Annotated in this window: 14 protein-coding genes and 2 pseudogenes; 4 read left to right on the plus strand and 12 right to left on the minus strand. The window is 65.8% G+C overall.

Annotation, left to right across the window (positions count from 1 at the left end; all coding sequences use genetic code 11):
* Positions 1 to 17: 17 nt before the first annotated feature.
* The 6 genes from ACIBI5_RS37160 to ACIBI5_RS37185 all read right to left on the minus strand — a co-directional run bounded on the left by ACIBI5_RS37160 (position 18) and on the right by ACIBI5_RS37185 (position 6,439).
* The gene (locus ACIBI5_RS37160; RefSeq protein WP_397253748.1) at positions 18 to 905 is read right to left on the minus strand and encodes a recombinase family protein; all 888 of its coding nucleotides are present in this window, start codon (positions 903 to 905) and stop codon (positions 18 to 20) included.
* Between the two features lie 609 nt (positions 906 to 1,514).
* Positions 1,515 to 2,288: a transposase family protein gene (locus tag ACIBI5_RS37165; RefSeq protein ID WP_397253750.1), complete on the minus strand. Its 774-nt coding sequence runs from the start codon at positions 2,286 to 2,288 to the stop codon at positions 1,515 to 1,517.
* Between the two features lie 134 nt (positions 2,289 to 2,422).
* Positions 2,423 to 2,788, minus strand: a complete 366-nt coding sequence (locus tag ACIBI5_RS37170) for a hypothetical protein (RefSeq protein WP_397253752.1) — start codon at positions 2,786 to 2,788, stop codon at positions 2,423 to 2,425.
* Positions 2,789 to 3,351: 563 nt separating this feature from the next.
* Positions 3,352 to 4,452, minus strand: coding sequence for an integrase core domain-containing protein (locus ACIBI5_RS37175; RefSeq protein WP_397253754.1), 1,101 nt, complete (start codon positions 4,450 to 4,452; stop codon positions 3,352 to 3,354).
* 221 nt (positions 4,453 to 4,673) lie between these two features.
* Positions 4,674 to 5,777 (minus strand): sensor histidine kinase, encoded by a 1,104-nt coding sequence (locus tag ACIBI5_RS37180; RefSeq protein ID WP_397253756.1) that lies wholly within the window; start codon positions 5,775 to 5,777, stop codon positions 4,674 to 4,676.
* Positions 5,774 to 6,439, minus strand: coding sequence for a response regulator transcription factor (locus ACIBI5_RS37185; protein WP_397253758.1), 666 nt, complete (start codon positions 6,437 to 6,439; stop codon positions 5,774 to 5,776). Before ACIBI5_RS37185 ends, ACIBI5_RS37180 begins: the two co-directional genes overlap by 4 nt.
* 133 nt (positions 6,440 to 6,572) lie before the next feature.
* Between ACIBI5_RS37185 and ACIBI5_RS37190 the strand changes: the two genes are divergently transcribed.
* A complete protein-coding gene (locus ACIBI5_RS37190) occupies positions 6,573 to 7,667 on the plus strand; it encodes a mannosyltransferase family protein (protein ID WP_397253760.1) in 1,095 nt (364 codons plus the stop codon).
* Positions 7,668 to 7,843: 176 nt separating this feature from the next.
* Here ACIBI5_RS37190 and ACIBI5_RS37195 read toward each other — a convergent pair whose 3' ends face one another.
* Positions 7,844 to 8,029: a hypothetical protein gene (locus tag ACIBI5_RS37195; RefSeq protein WP_397254296.1), complete on the minus strand. Its 186-nt coding sequence runs from the start codon at positions 8,027 to 8,029 to the stop codon at positions 7,844 to 7,846.
* Here ACIBI5_RS37195 and ACIBI5_RS37200 point away from each other — a divergent pair.
* Positions 8,016 to 8,740, plus strand: a pseudogene (locus tag ACIBI5_RS37200) (IS5 family transposase); the annotation flags it as partial. The gene ACIBI5_RS37195 and the pseudogene ACIBI5_RS37200 overlap by 14 nt on opposite strands.
* Positions 8,741 to 9,805: 1,065 nt before the next feature.
* Here ACIBI5_RS37200 and ACIBI5_RS37205 read toward each other — a convergent pair.
* Together ACIBI5_RS37205 and ACIBI5_RS37210 are read right to left on the minus strand one after the other, a co-directional pair.
* Positions 9,806 to 10,273 carry a DUF4262 domain-containing protein gene (locus ACIBI5_RS37205; protein ID WP_397253762.1) on the minus strand — a complete coding sequence of 156 codons (468 nt, stop codon included), beginning with the start codon at positions 10,271 to 10,273 and terminating at the stop codon, positions 9,806 to 9,808.
* 12 nt (positions 10,274 to 10,285) lie between these two features.
* Positions 10,286 to 10,438, minus strand: coding sequence for an HNH endonuclease (locus ACIBI5_RS37210; RefSeq protein WP_397253764.1), 153 nt, complete (start codon positions 10,436 to 10,438; stop codon positions 10,286 to 10,288).
* Positions 10,439 to 10,568: 130 nt separating this feature from the next.
* On the opposite strand from ACIBI5_RS37210, the gene ACIBI5_RS37215 reads away from it, so the two are divergent.
* On the plus strand, positions 10,569 to 10,871 hold the full coding sequence (locus tag ACIBI5_RS37215) for a hypothetical protein (protein ID WP_397253766.1): 303 nt from the start codon (positions 10,569 to 10,571) through the stop codon (positions 10,869 to 10,871).
* A 140-nt stretch (positions 10,872 to 11,011) separates the two neighbouring features.
* On the opposite strand, the gene ACIBI5_RS37220 is transcribed toward ACIBI5_RS37215, so the two are convergent.
* The 3 genes from ACIBI5_RS37220 to ACIBI5_RS37230 all read right to left on the minus strand — a co-directional run bounded on the left by ACIBI5_RS37220 (position 11,012) and on the right by ACIBI5_RS37230 (position 12,532).
* Positions 11,012 to 11,209, minus strand: a complete 198-nt coding sequence (locus tag ACIBI5_RS37220; protein ID WP_397253768.1) for a helix-turn-helix domain-containing protein — start codon at positions 11,207 to 11,209, stop codon at positions 11,012 to 11,014.
* A gap of 71 nt (positions 11,210 to 11,280) precedes the next feature.
* Positions 11,281 to 11,709 carry a DUF4259 domain-containing protein gene (locus tag ACIBI5_RS37225; RefSeq protein WP_397253770.1) on the minus strand — a complete coding sequence of 143 codons (429 nt, stop codon included), beginning with the start codon at positions 11,707 to 11,709 and terminating at the stop codon, positions 11,281 to 11,283.
* A 352-nt stretch (positions 11,710 to 12,061) separates the two neighbouring features.
* Positions 12,062 to 12,532 carry a polymorphic toxin-type HINT domain-containing protein gene (locus tag ACIBI5_RS37230; RefSeq protein WP_397253772.1) on the minus strand — a complete coding sequence of 157 codons (471 nt, stop codon included), beginning with the start codon at positions 12,530 to 12,532 and terminating at the stop codon, positions 12,062 to 12,064.
* A 211-nt stretch (positions 12,533 to 12,743) separates the two neighbouring features.
* On the opposite strand from ACIBI5_RS37230, the pseudogene ACIBI5_RS37235 reads away from it, so the two are divergent.
* A pseudogene (locus tag ACIBI5_RS37235) lies at positions 12,744 to 13,898 on the plus strand (transposase); the annotation flags it as partial.
* Positions 13,899 to 13,968 lie beyond the last annotated feature (70 nt).

Raw genomic sequence — 13,968 nt, forward strand, 5'->3', positions numbered from 1 at the left:
GGGGGTGCCGGGGGAGGTCAGGCGGTGGGTTCCAGGGCGGCCACCTCGGCGGTCTGGGCGGCGTGGTCGTGCTCGCGCAGCATCCGCAGCACGGTAGCGGCGGAGGGGTGTCGGCCCTTCTTGGCGCCAGAGGTGATGACGAGCTTGGCGGCGATGTCGCGCAGGCTGGCGCCCTGGCCACGTAGGTGCTGGGCCATGGACAGCATCGCCTCGTCGACGACGCTGGCTCCGCCGATGGCCTTGCCGCGGGCGCGGGCCGACTCGTGGCCTTCCAGGGTGCGGTCGCGGATGTACTCGCGCTCCATCCCCGACAGGGCGGCCAGCACGGTGAACACCACCCCGGACGGGTCGTGGCTGCCCTGGAGTTCGCCGGTGAGGAACTGCAGGCCGATGCCGGCAGCCTTGAGCTGTTCGGCCAGCGCCGCCAGTTCCAGGCCGCGACCGAGCCGCTTGTGTTCGTGCACCACGAGGGTGACCGCGACCCCGGTGGCACGCACCTCGCGGGCCAGGGCGATCGCCTTGTCGAGCTCGGGCCGGACGGTGGCGCGGGTGGAGATCTTCTCCGCGAACACCCGGGTGATCCCGGCGGCCGCGAGGGAGTCGAGCTGGGTGTCGAGCGACTGACGCACGGTCGAGGCGCGGGCGTAGCCGACCCGCGCGTGCTCGGAGGTCTCGACGCCGGCGGCAGGGCGGTGCAGTTCAACCCAGGCCGTGCCGGGCTTGCGCACTGGCGGCACGGCGACGCTCAGCGCCTTGGCCAGATGAGGCACCTGCCGGAAGCGGGCGGTGTGGTAGGCGACGGCCACCTTCCCCCGCCCGGTACGGCACGGAGAGCCGGCCGGGGCGGCGCAGGTCGACATCGGGCAGTCGCGGGCCTCGACTCGCAGGAAGTCGTCGTCACTCACCCCGGAAGCGTTTCATGTGTGCGTTTCATCCGTCAAGATTCTTGAAACGACCTATGCAACAGATAGGGGCTGCGGAATGCCTGGACGGCCGCCGTGGGGCGGAGTGTTTCATGGGTGACCACTCATGAAACAGCCCCAGGGACACCGTGCGATTTCGCCCAGCAGCATCGGGGGACTGTTCACCAGACGTCTGGTGCTGCCGCCTATCGCCGAGTACGGCCTTGGCTCGGCCGGGAACTCCCAAGTCATGCCAGGCCGCCGCTGCGGGGCGGCGCCTTGTGAGAATCGGCGGCCGCACCAGTAGCGCGCCAGCACGTGGAAGGGCTCGCCCCTGTGCGGGCGAGCCCTCCACGTCGACTGCCGCAAGGGCTGGATCTGCCGCCATCGTCCTGATCGCCCTCGTGCTTGTGCTCGTTCTTGTCGGCCTGGGATTGGGCTTCGCGGTCCAGGCCGTCGCGGGCGCTGGGGCTATCGGGAACCTCCCGCTGCCGCCGACTGGAACCGGGCCGCGGGCTCAGCCCTTGCGGGTGCGGCCAAGCGGTAGGCGGAAGAGGGTGCTGCAGATCAGACGCGACACCCAGAAATCCGGACACGGAACCTTTTTCATCCTCACGCGGCCTGGGCGACTCGGTGGTTTTGAAGGACGGCGATGGCCTTGCACAGGTGGCCGGCCTTGCTGGGGCTGCAGCGTAGCTTTCGGAGGGTCTTCCAGTTCTTCAGCTGGGCGTTGGCGCGTTCGCCGGGTCCGCGGAGTTTGGCGTGGGAGCGGTTGGCCTGCTTTTGGGATTCGGGCTTGTTCTTGCCCTTGTAGGGGGTGAGGACTGGGCCCTCGGCTCCCTGATATGCCTTGTCGGCGAGGGTGATGATGTCGGCCTGCTCCAGGTCGCGCAGGATGCCCCAGATGCGGGCGGCGCTCAGGTAGTGGGCTTTGCCGGGCAGGGCTCCGGAGGTCCACAGGATGGTCCCGTCCGGTGAGGCGATGACCTGCACGTTCATTCCGTGCACGCGGTGCTTGCCGGAGAAGTAGGGCCGGTCGGCCTTGATCCGCTCGGTACGGATCAGCGTGCCGTCCAGCACCAGGTAGTGCAGTCCGTCCCGTTTGGCCTTGCGGAGCGCCTGCCCGAGCTTGGGCGAGCGCGCCGACAGTAGCGCCACTGTCTCCTCTACGTACCGCCATGCGGTGGCCGTTGAGACGCCGAAACCGGCCCCGAGTTCGGTGTAGGTCTCGCCTTTGCGCAGGTAGACCAAGACCAGCAGGGCCTGCTGGCCGGGATTGAGCCGCCGCCAGACCGACCCGATTGCCTTACGATGCCGCCGGATCATCCCGGCGACGTAGTTCAGGGTCTGACGCGACAAATCGACGGCAGCACGATAGAACAGCACCGGAAGTTCCTGGTTGTGACGGTGTGGGTTGTGGTGATCAACTCGTCTACCAGGAGCTTCTTCACATCACCGGCCGAACACCGGCATCGCGATCATGCTGTGACCAGGGCCCCCGCCCGGGAGGCCGAAAGGGTTCACTGGTGCGCGTCGTCCCGGAATTTGTACCAAGGACCCTCCACATGCAGGACATCGCCCGGCCGGCGCGCGGGGCTCCAGACATAGCCGTAGCCATCCCCTCCCCAGCCCTTGCCTCGGTAGAAGTAGACCAGGTCGTTCTCCTGCCGGACGAACTCGAACGAGAGGCTTCCGATGCTTTGATCCCTGAGTTCGGCGCCCTCCCCCAGCGTGCGGGCGACTGCCTCCATATTCCCTGCCGAGTGGGCGAAGCGCAGATCCTCAGCCCAGGTCAGGGCCACGACAAGGACGGCGACCAAGAGCGCCGCTCCCAAGTACGCGGCTCTGCGTAACGCAGGCTTTTCCACGCGGATCGTTTCGGTCATGTGGTCATCTTCACATGTGCTAGAGCAGAACTAAGAGGTCGCGCGAGGATGAAAAAGGTTCACGGTCCCCGCCATTCCTTTCGGCCGAAGCTCTTCGCGTGGTTGCGTCATCTGTGATCACAGTTGGCCTCATGAAGAGACCTCCACATGTGACCATGGGGCGCTGGCCTTACAGCAGCGCTGGGCCCAACAGTGCGCTGAATCAGCTTCTGGAAAGGCATGGACTTGGGCCCAACCCATGCGATCGCGGTGAAGCTCTTGCTGACCGACCGGCACGATCGACGTACCGGTGAGCTGCTGGCCTCTGGTTCGCCGGAGGTAACAGGCATCGCACAAAACCTGAAGCCGCACCATTGCCGGCGCCACCATCACGTCGAGGAACGATCATCGAGCCGCTCTGACAAATGAGGGAGAACATGCAGCTCACGCGACTCGCGACAGCTATTTTGGCCGCGATGGCCCTACTCCTCTGCCCGGCAACGGCGAACGCAACGGCGCCCAGCTCTCTGTCCATCCAGACCCCGGCAGAGGACTGTCCTTGCCGAAAAGTCCATCCGTGCAGTTCAAGCGGCATGTGAGTACTCGTGGAGGATTCCGCTGAGGCAATCTCGTCGGCGGATGGTCAAGCTCGTGATCTGCTCTGGATCGGTGATCGGATCCGGGACGGGACGCAGCGGGGCGGCTTGGGCGAGGGCTTGGTGGGCGCGGTGCCGGTTGTAGAACTGTTCGTACTCGCGCAGGGCGTGCCGCAGGTGGTGTTCGTTCCGCACCAGACAACGATCGAGGAGTTCGCGGCGGCAGGACTGCACCCACCGTTCCATGATCGCGTTCATCCGCGGCATCCGGATACCGGTGAGCACGGTCTGAATGCCGACCTCGGCGAGGATCTCGTCCATGAGAGAGGGGAACTTGCCGTCCCGGTCGCGGATCAGGTAGCGGGCCCGGCAACCGGCGTCCTCCAGATCCATCACAAGATTCTTGAACGCTTGCGCAACCCAGTTCGCGGTCGGGTGCGCGGTGGTGCCGAGCACCCGGATGCGTCTGGTGGCGTGGTCGATGACGGCCAGGATGTACTGACGTCTTCCACCGAGAGTGACGGTCTCGATGAAATCGCAGGCCAGCAGTGCATCGGCTTGGGAGCGCAGGAAGTCGGCCCAGGTGGTGAACGCCCGCTCGGGCGCGGGATCGATGCCTTCCTTCTTGAGGATCTCCCAGACCGTGGACAGTGCCACCTTGATGCCGAGCGTGACGAGCTCTCCATGCACCCGCCGGTACCCCCAGGACGGATTCTCCCGTACCAGGCGCAAGACGAGGGCGCGGATGGAACGGACGGTTGGCGGGCGCCCGCGCCGTTTCGGCGCGCAGGCACGAGCATGACGCCGCTTCATCAGATCACGATGCCACCGCACGACAGTGTCCGGCCGGATGAGCAGCCTCAGCCGGCGCAAGACATCGCGGGGCAGCGGCGCCAGGAGAGCAGCCAGGAAGGCTCGATCCTCGGGATCGAACCTCACCCGGGTGCCGGTGCCAAGCTGCCGTTCCAGGATGGTGATCTGGTGACGTAAGGCGAGGATCTCAATGTCCTTGTCTCGATCTCCCACCGGGAGCAACCGCAGCGCCGCAAAGGTGTTCGTAACGGCGAGATAGGCCAGGCGAAGGAGCACGACCGGCCATCCTGCCGCACTGGCTCTGTAAGGGCCGGAGCCTGCCCGTAAAGAGAAGCAGTGCATGGCCGTGACCTGGACGGATGGAATTATCGGCAGGCGCAGTGTTAAGCATCGCGTGGTTGCAACTCCTGCGCCGTTGGTGCCTTTTGACGCGGTACAGGATGCCGGGCGGTGACCTGCGGGGCCGTCCTCGGTGGTGACGGCTCAGGTGTGCGGGTTCATATGTCTATGGGCGGGAGGTGGATGGTGATGGTGAGGCCGCCGCCAGGGTTGGGGCGGGCGGTCAGGGTGAAGTGGTGGGCCTCGGCGATGGCGTGCACGATGGCCAGTCCCAGGCCGTGGCCGGTGCGCGTGCGCCGGCCTTCGAGGCGGTGGAAGGGCTCGAAGATGAGCTCGATGTCCGTGGGGGGCACGACGGGGCCGGTGTTGGTGACGGTCAGGCTCTCGCGGGTCAGGGTGACGCGGACGCGGCCGCCGGGGACGTTGTGGGTGATCGCGTTGGCCAGCAGGTTGGTCACGAGCTGGCGCAACAGGGTCGGGTCGCCGTGGATGACGGCCGGGCTCAGCGAGGCCGACACCGTACGGTCGCCGTGGTCGAGCCCGGCGACCGCCTCGGCCAGCAGCCGGGCCAGATCGATGGGCTGGGCCGCGGTCAGGCCGTGTTCCGCCCTGGTCAGCGTGAGCAGGGCGTTGGTGATGTCGATGCTGCGCTGGTTGGTGCGCAGGAGCTTGGGGCCGAGGACCCGCAGGTCGTGCGCGTCGGGGTCGGCCAGCGCCACCTGCAGCATCGTGCGGGTGGTGGCCAGCGGGGTGCGCAGCTCGTGGGAGGCGTTTGCGGCGAAGCGGCGCTGGGCCTGGAAGGCGACGTCGAGGCGGCTGAGCATCTCGTCGAAGGTGTCGCCCAGCTCCTTGAGCTCGTCGGCCGGGCCGTTCAGGGCGATGCGCTCGTGCAGGTTGCCGGTGGCGACCGTACGGGCGGCCGCGGTGATGTCGTGCAGGCGGGCCAGCATCCGCCCGGAGACGTACCACGCCAGCGCGAGTGCCAGGACGCTCAGCACGGCCAGGCCGACGCCGCTGAACAGCAGCAACGTGGCCAGCACGTCCTCCTTGCTGTTGATGTCCAGCACGTCGGAGGCGGCCACGGTGGGGATGGGACTCGGGGAGCCGGTCGGCTCCGGAGCCGGGGCCGGGCCCTCCGGGAAGGCATACCGCGGGGCGAAGCGCATCAGCAGGTACACCAGCGCGACCAGCGCCACCCCGGCTAGCAGGAACATGCCCCCGTAGACGAGCGTGAGCCGGGCCCGGATCGTCAGGCGGCTCACGAGGGCGGCAGGAGGCTGTAGCCGACACCGGTCTCGGTGTGGATGACGGGTGGATCGCCGAGTTTGCGGCGCAGCGTGGAGACGGTGATACGCACCGCGTTGGTGAAGGGGTCGGCGTGCTCGTCCCACACCTTCTCCAGCAGTTGCTCGGCGCTGACAACGCCGCCTCCCCCGCGCAGCAGCACCTGGAGCACCCCGAACTCCTTGCGGGTCAGGCGCAGGTAGCGGCCGTCGCGGTAGGCCTCGCGGCGGAAGGGGTCGAGCACGATCCCGGCCCGCCGCAGCACTGGCGGCGCGGCGGGGGCGGTGCGTCGCTCCAGCGCACGCAGGCGGGCCACCAGTTCGGGGAAGTCGAACGGTTTGACCAGGTAGTCGTCGGCGCCCAGCCGCAGCCCGGTCACCTTGTCGTCCAGCCGGCCGGAGGCGGTCAGCATGAGGATGCGGCAGGCGGGGTTCAGGGCGGGAAGCCTGCGGCAGACCTCGTCGCCGTGGACGCCGGGCAGGTCGCGGTCGAGCACGACCACGTCGTAGTCGTGGACCGCCAGCCGTTCCAGCGCGGCGTGCCCGTCGGCGGCCACGTCCACCGCCATCGCCTCGCGCCGCAGCCCCGCCTGCAGCGCCTCGGCCATGTAGGGCTCATCCTCGACGACCAGCACTCTCATCGCCGCCCCTTCCCCGTGCGCGGACAGCCTGGCAGGACGGGCGTATCGCGAACGTATGGTTTTCCCGCGACACCCGCCAAACACCCCGATTGGTGCAGTGACCTGCGCAATATCACCAATCCGGGAAGACTTCATGCACTCCATTCTGAACGGCCGGCCGCACCGCCAGGCACTGACCGCCTGGCTGCTGGCCCACCTCGCCATGGCCCTGCTCGCGGCAGGCGGCGCCTGGTACCTGAACATCGGCCGCGACGCCGGTCACCTGGAGCGATGGATGCGCTGGGACGCGGTCCACTTCATGCGCATTGCCCGCTACGGCTACGCCGGCGACCCCGGCGCCGACCCCGACCCAGGCCTGCCCGCGTTCTTCCCCGGCTTCCCGCTGCTGCTGCGCGCCGTGCACATGGTGATCGGCGACTGGACGCTGGCCGGGCTGGCGATCTCCCTGACCGCCGGGGCGGTCGCCGTGTGCGCGCTGGCCCGCCTGGCCGAGAGCGAGGCCCGCCCCGGTGCAGGCGCGCAGGCGGTGTGGGCCCTGTTGCTCGCCCCACCGGCGGTCTTCCTGGTCGCCGGCTACAGCGAGGCGCTCTTCCTGGCGTTCGCGTTGCCGGCCTGGCTGCTGGCCGGGCGCGGGCGCTGGGTGGCGGCCGCCGGATGCGCTGCCCTCGCCTCCTCGGTCCGCATCACCGGCCTGTTCCTGGCCGTGGCGCTGGTCGTCTGGTTCGTCCGCTCAGGTAGGGCGCGGACGCGTTCGGCCGGGTGGCTGCTGCTGCCGTTCGCCCCCTTGGCCACCTACAGCGCCTACCAGTGGAGCAGGACCGGCGATTGGCTGGCCTGGCAGAGTGCGCAGAAGGCTGGCTGGGGCAGGGAGCTGGTCTGGCCGTGGGAGGCGTGGCAGACCAGCTGGAACGCCGCGTGGCAGGTCGACAACTCCTTCACCTGGGCCTTCCGCGGCGAGCTCGCCGCGGCGGTGCTCGGTGTGGCGCTGACGGTGTGGCTGGCCCACCGCCGCCAGTGGCCCGCTTTCACCTACGTCGGCCTCCAGGTCGCCGCCCTGACCACCTCGACCTTCTACATGTCCATCCCGCGCTCGGCCCTGCTGTGGTTCCCGCTGTGGGTGCTGCTCGGCCGCGCCGACCGCCGCTGGTTCCTGCTGTACGCCGCCGTTGCCGCCCCCCTGTCGGCCCTGCACGTCCTGATGTTCACCACCCACGTGTGGGCCGGCTGAGCCGTCCCCCTGAAGGCTCTCCAGGGGTAGACGGTAGATCAGCTTGGTTCCGAGCCCCCAGCTTATGATGCCCGGACAGGAGCGAGCCGCTGGTCACCCCGGCGGCGGTCGCGAGCGTCGCGGGCTAGGTGGTTTTGAGGCGGCGGCACTGGTCCTCCTGTTGCCCACCACGCAGGTCAGCGCCGCGTGGTCGAGCCCAGTTCGTCGAGGCACAAAAGATCGAAACGTCCGTAGCGGGCGATGGGCTTGTTGAGGATCAGTTCGTCGGTCGCCTCCACGAGTTCGTTGACGAGCTTGGCGGCCAGCACGTTGTGGGTGCCGGAAATTCGTCCGCCTAGTCTGACCTGGAGCCCGGTCGGCATCGACTCCACCACTGTGCGTGCTCACCACGACGCGGCCGGAATGCACCTGAGCCAGGACGTCCTCGGCGCACTGGAGAAGGCAGCTGCCGAGGCGGACAAGGCTCAATCAAAAGGGGCGGTCTTGAAGAACAAGTCGGACAGGATGCCGAGATCGACGCCGGGTGGCGGGAGCGGCGACGCGTCCGGGGCCGGCGAAAACTCCGGCTGAAGGCCGCTCTGCCGGGACGCTCCGGGGGGCAGAGCAGCAACGTTCACCTGGCCGCCGACCGCAGGTGCCGCCCACTGGCGTTCGTGCTGACCGCAGGCCAGGCGGCGGACAGCCCGCCGTTCATTCCCGTGCTGGGCAGGATACGGGTCCGCGTCCCCGTCGGCCGCCCCCGCACCCGGCCGGACGCGGTCGCCGGGGACAAGGCGTACTCCTCCCGCGGTAACCGGGCCCACCTGCGCAGGCGCGGTATCAAGGCAGTGATCCCGGAGAAGAGCGACCAGGCCGCCAACCGGAAGAAGAAGGGCTCTGCGGGCGACCGGCCTAACAGTCACGACGCCGACCTCTACAAGGAGAGGAACACCGTCGAGCGCCTTATCAACAAGCTCAAGGCCTGGCGAGGCGTCGCCACACGATAGGACACGACCCCGGACAGCTACCTCGCCGGCCTCCATCTACGCGCCTCAATGATCTGGGTCAAGGACCTCACCCGGACCACCAGTTGATCACGACTCGATACGCGGCCTAGTAGCACCCGAGCCGAACGACAACCCGCGGCAAACGCCATCACCCCCTGGCAAGAAAAGGCAAATAGGGTCCTCTGCCTCCGTCGCCGTCCGAATTCGGGACAGATCGAACCGTCAAGAGCTCACAACGGTGGACCGCATCGCGAGCCGCGTGCTCGTCGCGTGCTCTTCGGCCATCGGCACCCATAAAGATCGGCCGACATTTCCGGACATTTTAAATCCGACAAAATTCGGCAGAGCGGCACCATTTAATACGGCGGGACATCGGCCGGCATACTTCCTTGCGTCTTTAATCCGTAGGTTCCGGGTTCGAGCCCCGGGCGCCCTACTACTCCACACCCCATCCGACCTGGGGATTCTTAGATTTTTGGCCCCCTCAGGGAGGCGAGGATGGCCGAGTCAGAACTCCACCGTCGCGCGGGTACCGGAACTTGACGGGCACGCATCCGGCATACGGGCGGACCCACGGTAGGCACGCGGCCCTCGGGACCCCGAAGATCAAGCCAGGCCCGCCAGGAGCACAAGGGAAGGGCATGGCGGAAGGGGCCGGGGGCAACCAATGCCCGGTCTGATCACAGGCCCACCCAAGCATCAGCAAAGCCACCTTTGGACAGACGGAGCAGCTTTCTCGCAGCTACCCCGTTCCGCCCCTATCTGCTCCTCGGGGGCGCCTACATACGCGCAGGTCAAGGTGAGGTACGCCAGTCCCGCTGACAGGCTATGCGAGCCACCCCGGAGCCCAGCAGGTCAAGCCAGACCCGCAAGAAGGGCACCGGGAGGGCATCGCGGAAGAGGCGACGGGCAGCTCGTGCCCGACTTGATCGCAGGCCCGCCCAAGCACCGGCAAAGCCGCTTCGAGTGCGCTGGACGCCGCGTTGCACGCCGCAGCGAACAGTGCTCAGCCGACCTGCTCCGAACCCCAGGCCAGTCCCAACGGCCGAGTTTCGGGCACCGACATGCAGCTCAAGCACCAGACTCCATATTCGAGCGGTACTGGTTCTGGGGGACAGAAACAATTTGGTGAGATCTGCGAAAGATCTGATTCTATGGCAAAATAGCTTGTCGGTCATTGAGCCAGGCAGGTGCGCCTTCGCCTGGAAAGTTGCCGTCCTTGTCAGGCCAGACCAGCTGCAGCGCGCTAAAGGCTTCCCCGGCGTAGAACGCCGATGCCTGCGCGAGAGCGGAAAGCAGCAAGTCTTGCGGGATTGCCCGAAACTGAACGCCAACCCCTTCGAGGATTCTATCCGAGGTGTCGCCCGCACTATATACAACCCCTTCGGTAAGGGCTACGTGAACCGAGCTCAAGACATTTTCGGAAACATCTTGCGGAAGTCCGGCAACTACCACTTCAGGATGATTGAAGCTGGTGTAGAACCCAATACTGTACACAAAGGGAGAATTTTCTCTGCCGGGGTCAAAGACCCAGATCCAACTCCAGCCGCGAGCCTGCATATCCTGATGAATCTTTTGCTGAATCGCGCCAAAACTTGCCTTCCCTTGATTTCCGCTCACAGTGAACGCCCTTCAATTATCCGACTTGGACCTATTACAGACCCTACACAAGACCTGGCCATTAGATGGATCACCCGAGCCGCCCTTTGACTTGGGCGCGCCCCCGGCCAGACAGGTGGTGGACCGCTGACACGTCTGGTCGAACCTGGGCAAAGCCGTGGACAAGACCGTCGGCGAGGAACCCGCTCCACCGGCTCGACCGGAGCATCATCACCCCCCAGAACCGTCCACGACGCCACCCCCGAACCGGGCATCACCACTCGCTGAACATGCATCACTTCCTCCATTCATCCACGTGCTGGACGAGGAGGAGATAACCATGTCCACCAGCCGGATCACAGCCTTGAAGATGACCATGACAGACATGAATGACAGGACAGGACAGGAAGAGCCTCAGATAGCGGCCGGGTTCATCCGCGAACTCATCATCGCCGGCACCCACGAGGGCCTGGCCGCCGCACGAGCACGCGGCCGCGTTGGCGGCCGCCCCACCGTGGTCGACGCCGAGCGGAGGTCCATTTCCGTGACGGCAGCCGGATCGACCTGCCTGGCGGTGTCCCAGGTCTTCCGCCAGGCCGAATCCGGATCTGGGAGATGAAAAGAGAGATGAATCAATGCTCTTCCTTCGTCGCTGCCCATCTAGTAAGGAAACGCCGTCACGACTTTTCCGTCGTCCAACGCCGCCTCCAACCGCTGCACCTGCGCCGCGTTCAGCCGGCACTGCTGCCCGCCCGGCCCTTACGAGGTCAATGCCTCGGCTCCAGCGGTGCGCCAGATCCTCTGCCAGGAATAGGCCGACTTGCGTGAGACCCGCAACTTCTTGGCCACCTGCGGGGGCGACATGCCCGCGGCGAACAACCCGACAGCCTTCAAGCGAACCTGTTCACGCTTGGCCCGCGCCGCCGAGGTCAGACCACCACCATCCGGATAACGCATCCCACCGGCATACTCCCGAACCACCCGGCGAGCACGCAACCACGCCGTGTCACCTCAAGCTTTCAATCTGTTTAGCTCTGGGTGGCAGACTGTAGCTTCTCACGAATCTGACTGATTGCGTTCATAGCCTCGGATCTCTCGGACTCATCCACCCAACTCTTGCTCCACCACCCATCCAGCGGTGTTGCCTTAGCCAGCGCTTGAATCGCTAGATCCATCGTGGGAGGCGTCACTGGCTTTGGCAGCCATCCAGCGAGACCCGTGACCTCGCTTTCCCACACGCCCTCCATGTCAGGTGACACGTTTAGCGCAACGATCGCGGCGACCGCGATAATCTCTTCGGGCAGAAGATCTCCCTCCGGGAACATGTCACCTCGTACAGCCGAATTCATAATCCGAATAATTCGATCCAGTTTCCCTTCCGAATCGGTACCCTCTAGCTCGTCGAGCAGGTCTTCGGCACTGTCACTCTCAAACGGACCAGCGCCCCATGTTCCCATAAGCGCATTCTCCTACGAGTGCTTCTTCTTAGATCACCGTCCAGATGGTATCACGGACTTTGCTTCGAGAACTTGTGAGAGCTAGTTGAAATAATCGCCCGGAGAGGTGTCGATCTCAGGATCCCGCCTGTTGTGAAGCTTCGTCCCTTGAGACTTCCAGCCCTCCATGACGGATTGCTCCACACGCCGTGCGGTTGCGCCTTTTACTCCCTTCGGGAGATCGATCCACGTGACATTGACGACGTCTCCTGGCCCATATCCGGCCTTGCGGACGGCATGCTTACTCCTCATGAACTTTGACACGCGATCATTAATGTTAGTGGTCGACATTCCGACATACTTTGTACCATCCTTAGGTGGATCGTGTACACGCCAGGGTGGTTGACACCTTGAACTGTGCTGCTGGGCCGCAGGGGTTTGCGTTGTGAACCAGTACCGCCTCGTTGCCCGAGACGACGTAGTAGGTGTGAAACTCATTAACGGTCAGGTTATTTACGACCTGATTTTGTTGGGTCCATCTCCTTATAGCCGAGACCTGGGTGTAGGTACCTGCGCTTGTATGCAGTAGGGTTCCGGGCCTGAGCTTCCCCGCCTCAATCCACGTATCTAGAGCAGGAACCCAGAAAGGGTGAGAATCGGTGGCCGTAAAACTGCCGCGGTTCCCGTCGATACCTGTTGCGATCTGAACAACATTCTTAATTCCTGCGCTTTTTATTAGCGCACTGACGGGCCTGGCCGAGGTCTTCCCTGTCTTCGGGTCGGTAGCCACTACCCGGTCGCCGACCCTCACTTGCTCGATTGGCTTCGTGGTACCGTCGGCCATAAGCACTCTGGTGCGGGACTGTAGAAATCTTGGCTCTGTCGCAGAAACGGCGGTGACTGATCGTCTGCACGTGTCACCGTGAGCGATGATCGATGCCACAGTGCCCGTGAGCACGGTGTTTGCAGGGTTGTCGCCGCTGATCGTCCAGGACGTGGTCGACGAGGGTGACCGGATACGGCTACGGGTACGGACCCCGGATGACCCGAGCTCCTGCCCGGACTGTGGCACTGCAACGAGGAGCGTGCACGGCTACCACCAGCGGATCGTCACCGACGTCTCGGTCGACGCCCGACCCGTCGTGCTCGTGGTGCGCGTGCGCCGGCTGGTGTGCCCAACGCCAGGCTGCCGGCGAACCTTTCGCGAACAGATTCCCGGCCTGCTGCGTCGCTATCAGCGCCGGACCGTCCGCTTGGCCACGCAGATCACAGCTGTGATCAAGGAGTTGGCCGGACGGGCCGCCGCGCGGACCTTGCAGGTCATGGCCGTCGCGGTCACGCGGTTCACGGCGCTGCGCATGCTGCCGGCGCTGCCGTTGCCGCTCGCGGGCACCCCGCGGGTCCTGGGCGTGGACGACTTCTCGCTGCGCAAGGGTGCCTCCTATGCCACCATCTTGATCGACGTCGAGACGAATCAGCGCATCGACGTGCTGTCGGGTCGCAAGGCCGAGACCCTGGCCGCCTGGCTGTGTGCCCATCCCGGGGTGGAGATCGCCCGCCGCCTGCAATGGTCGCTGAACACGGTTAAGCGCTACGCGCGGGCCGGCGAGCCCGAGCGCATGCGGCGCGCCCCGCAGTACCGCCCCACCGTGGTCGGCCCCTACCGCGACCACCTTCGCGCCCGGCGCGAACAGGACCCGGCCGTCCCGGTACAGACGCTCCTGGCCGAGATCAAGGAACTGGGCTGTACCGGCAGCCAGAACCTGCTCTACCGCTACATCAACCAGGGCCGGGTCGAGGCTGATCGGCCCGCGATTTCCGCCCGCCGCGTCACCCGGCTGCTGCTCAGCAACCCCGACCAGCTCCAGAACGCCGACCGTGAGCCGGCTGTGCAACTCAGCGCCGGCTGCACGCAGATGACCACCCTGGCTACTGCCGTGCGAGACTTCGCCGCCCTGCTCAAGCCCGACCCGGAGAACACCGAACTCCTCGACTCATGGATCACCGTGGTCCGCGAGGCGGACCTGGCCCACCTGCACAGCTTCTGCACCGGCCTCGACCAAGACCGCGCCGCCGTTTACGCCGGGCTCACCCTCCCGTATCACCATGGCGGAACCGAGGGCGTCAACACGAAAACGAAACTGATCAAGCGCCAGATGTACGGCAGGGCAGGGTTCACTCTGCTCCGTCATCGCATCCTTCTTGGGTGATCACCTTCTGTCACCACCGTTTCTGCGACAGAGCCAAGATCTAGACAGACCCCACCTACCTGGCGCAGGG

The sequence above is a fragment of the Nonomuraea sp. NPDC050540 genome, assembly GCF_044457485.1.
Classification (GTDB): domain Bacteria; phylum Actinomycetota; class Actinomycetes; order Streptosporangiales; family Streptosporangiaceae; genus Nonomuraea.

What these genes read in the sequence shown, in the direction of transcription:
- ACIBI5_RS37170 (WP_397253752.1), bottom strand. Translation starts at nt 2,788, where the DNA reads ATGACCGAAACGATCCGCGTGGAAAAGCCTGCGTTACGCAGAGCCGCG.
- ACIBI5_RS37185 (WP_397253758.1), bottom strand. Translation starts at nt 6,439, where the DNA reads ATGAGAGTGCTGGTCGTCGAGGATGAGCCCTACATGGCCGAGGCGCTG.
- ACIBI5_RS37190 (WP_397253760.1), top strand. Translation starts at nt 6,573, where the DNA reads ATGCACTCCATTCTGAACGGCCGGCCGCACCGCCAGGCACTGACCGCC.
- ACIBI5_RS37195 (WP_397254296.1), bottom strand. Translation starts at nt 8,029, where the DNA reads ATGCCGACCGGGCTCCAGGTCAGACTAGGCGGACGAATTTCCGGCACC.
- ACIBI5_RS37220 (WP_397253768.1), bottom strand. Translation starts at nt 11,209, where the DNA reads ATGCGTTATCCGGATGGTGGTGGTCTGACCTCGGCGGCGCGGGCCAAG.
- ACIBI5_RS37225 (WP_397253770.1), bottom strand. Translation starts at nt 11,709, where the DNA reads ATGGGAACATGGGGCGCTGGTCCGTTTGAGAGTGACAGTGCCGAAGAC.
- ACIBI5_RS37230 (WP_397253772.1), bottom strand. Translation starts at nt 12,532, where the DNA reads ATGGCCGACGGTACCACGAAGCCAATCGAGCAAGTGAGGGTCGGCGAC.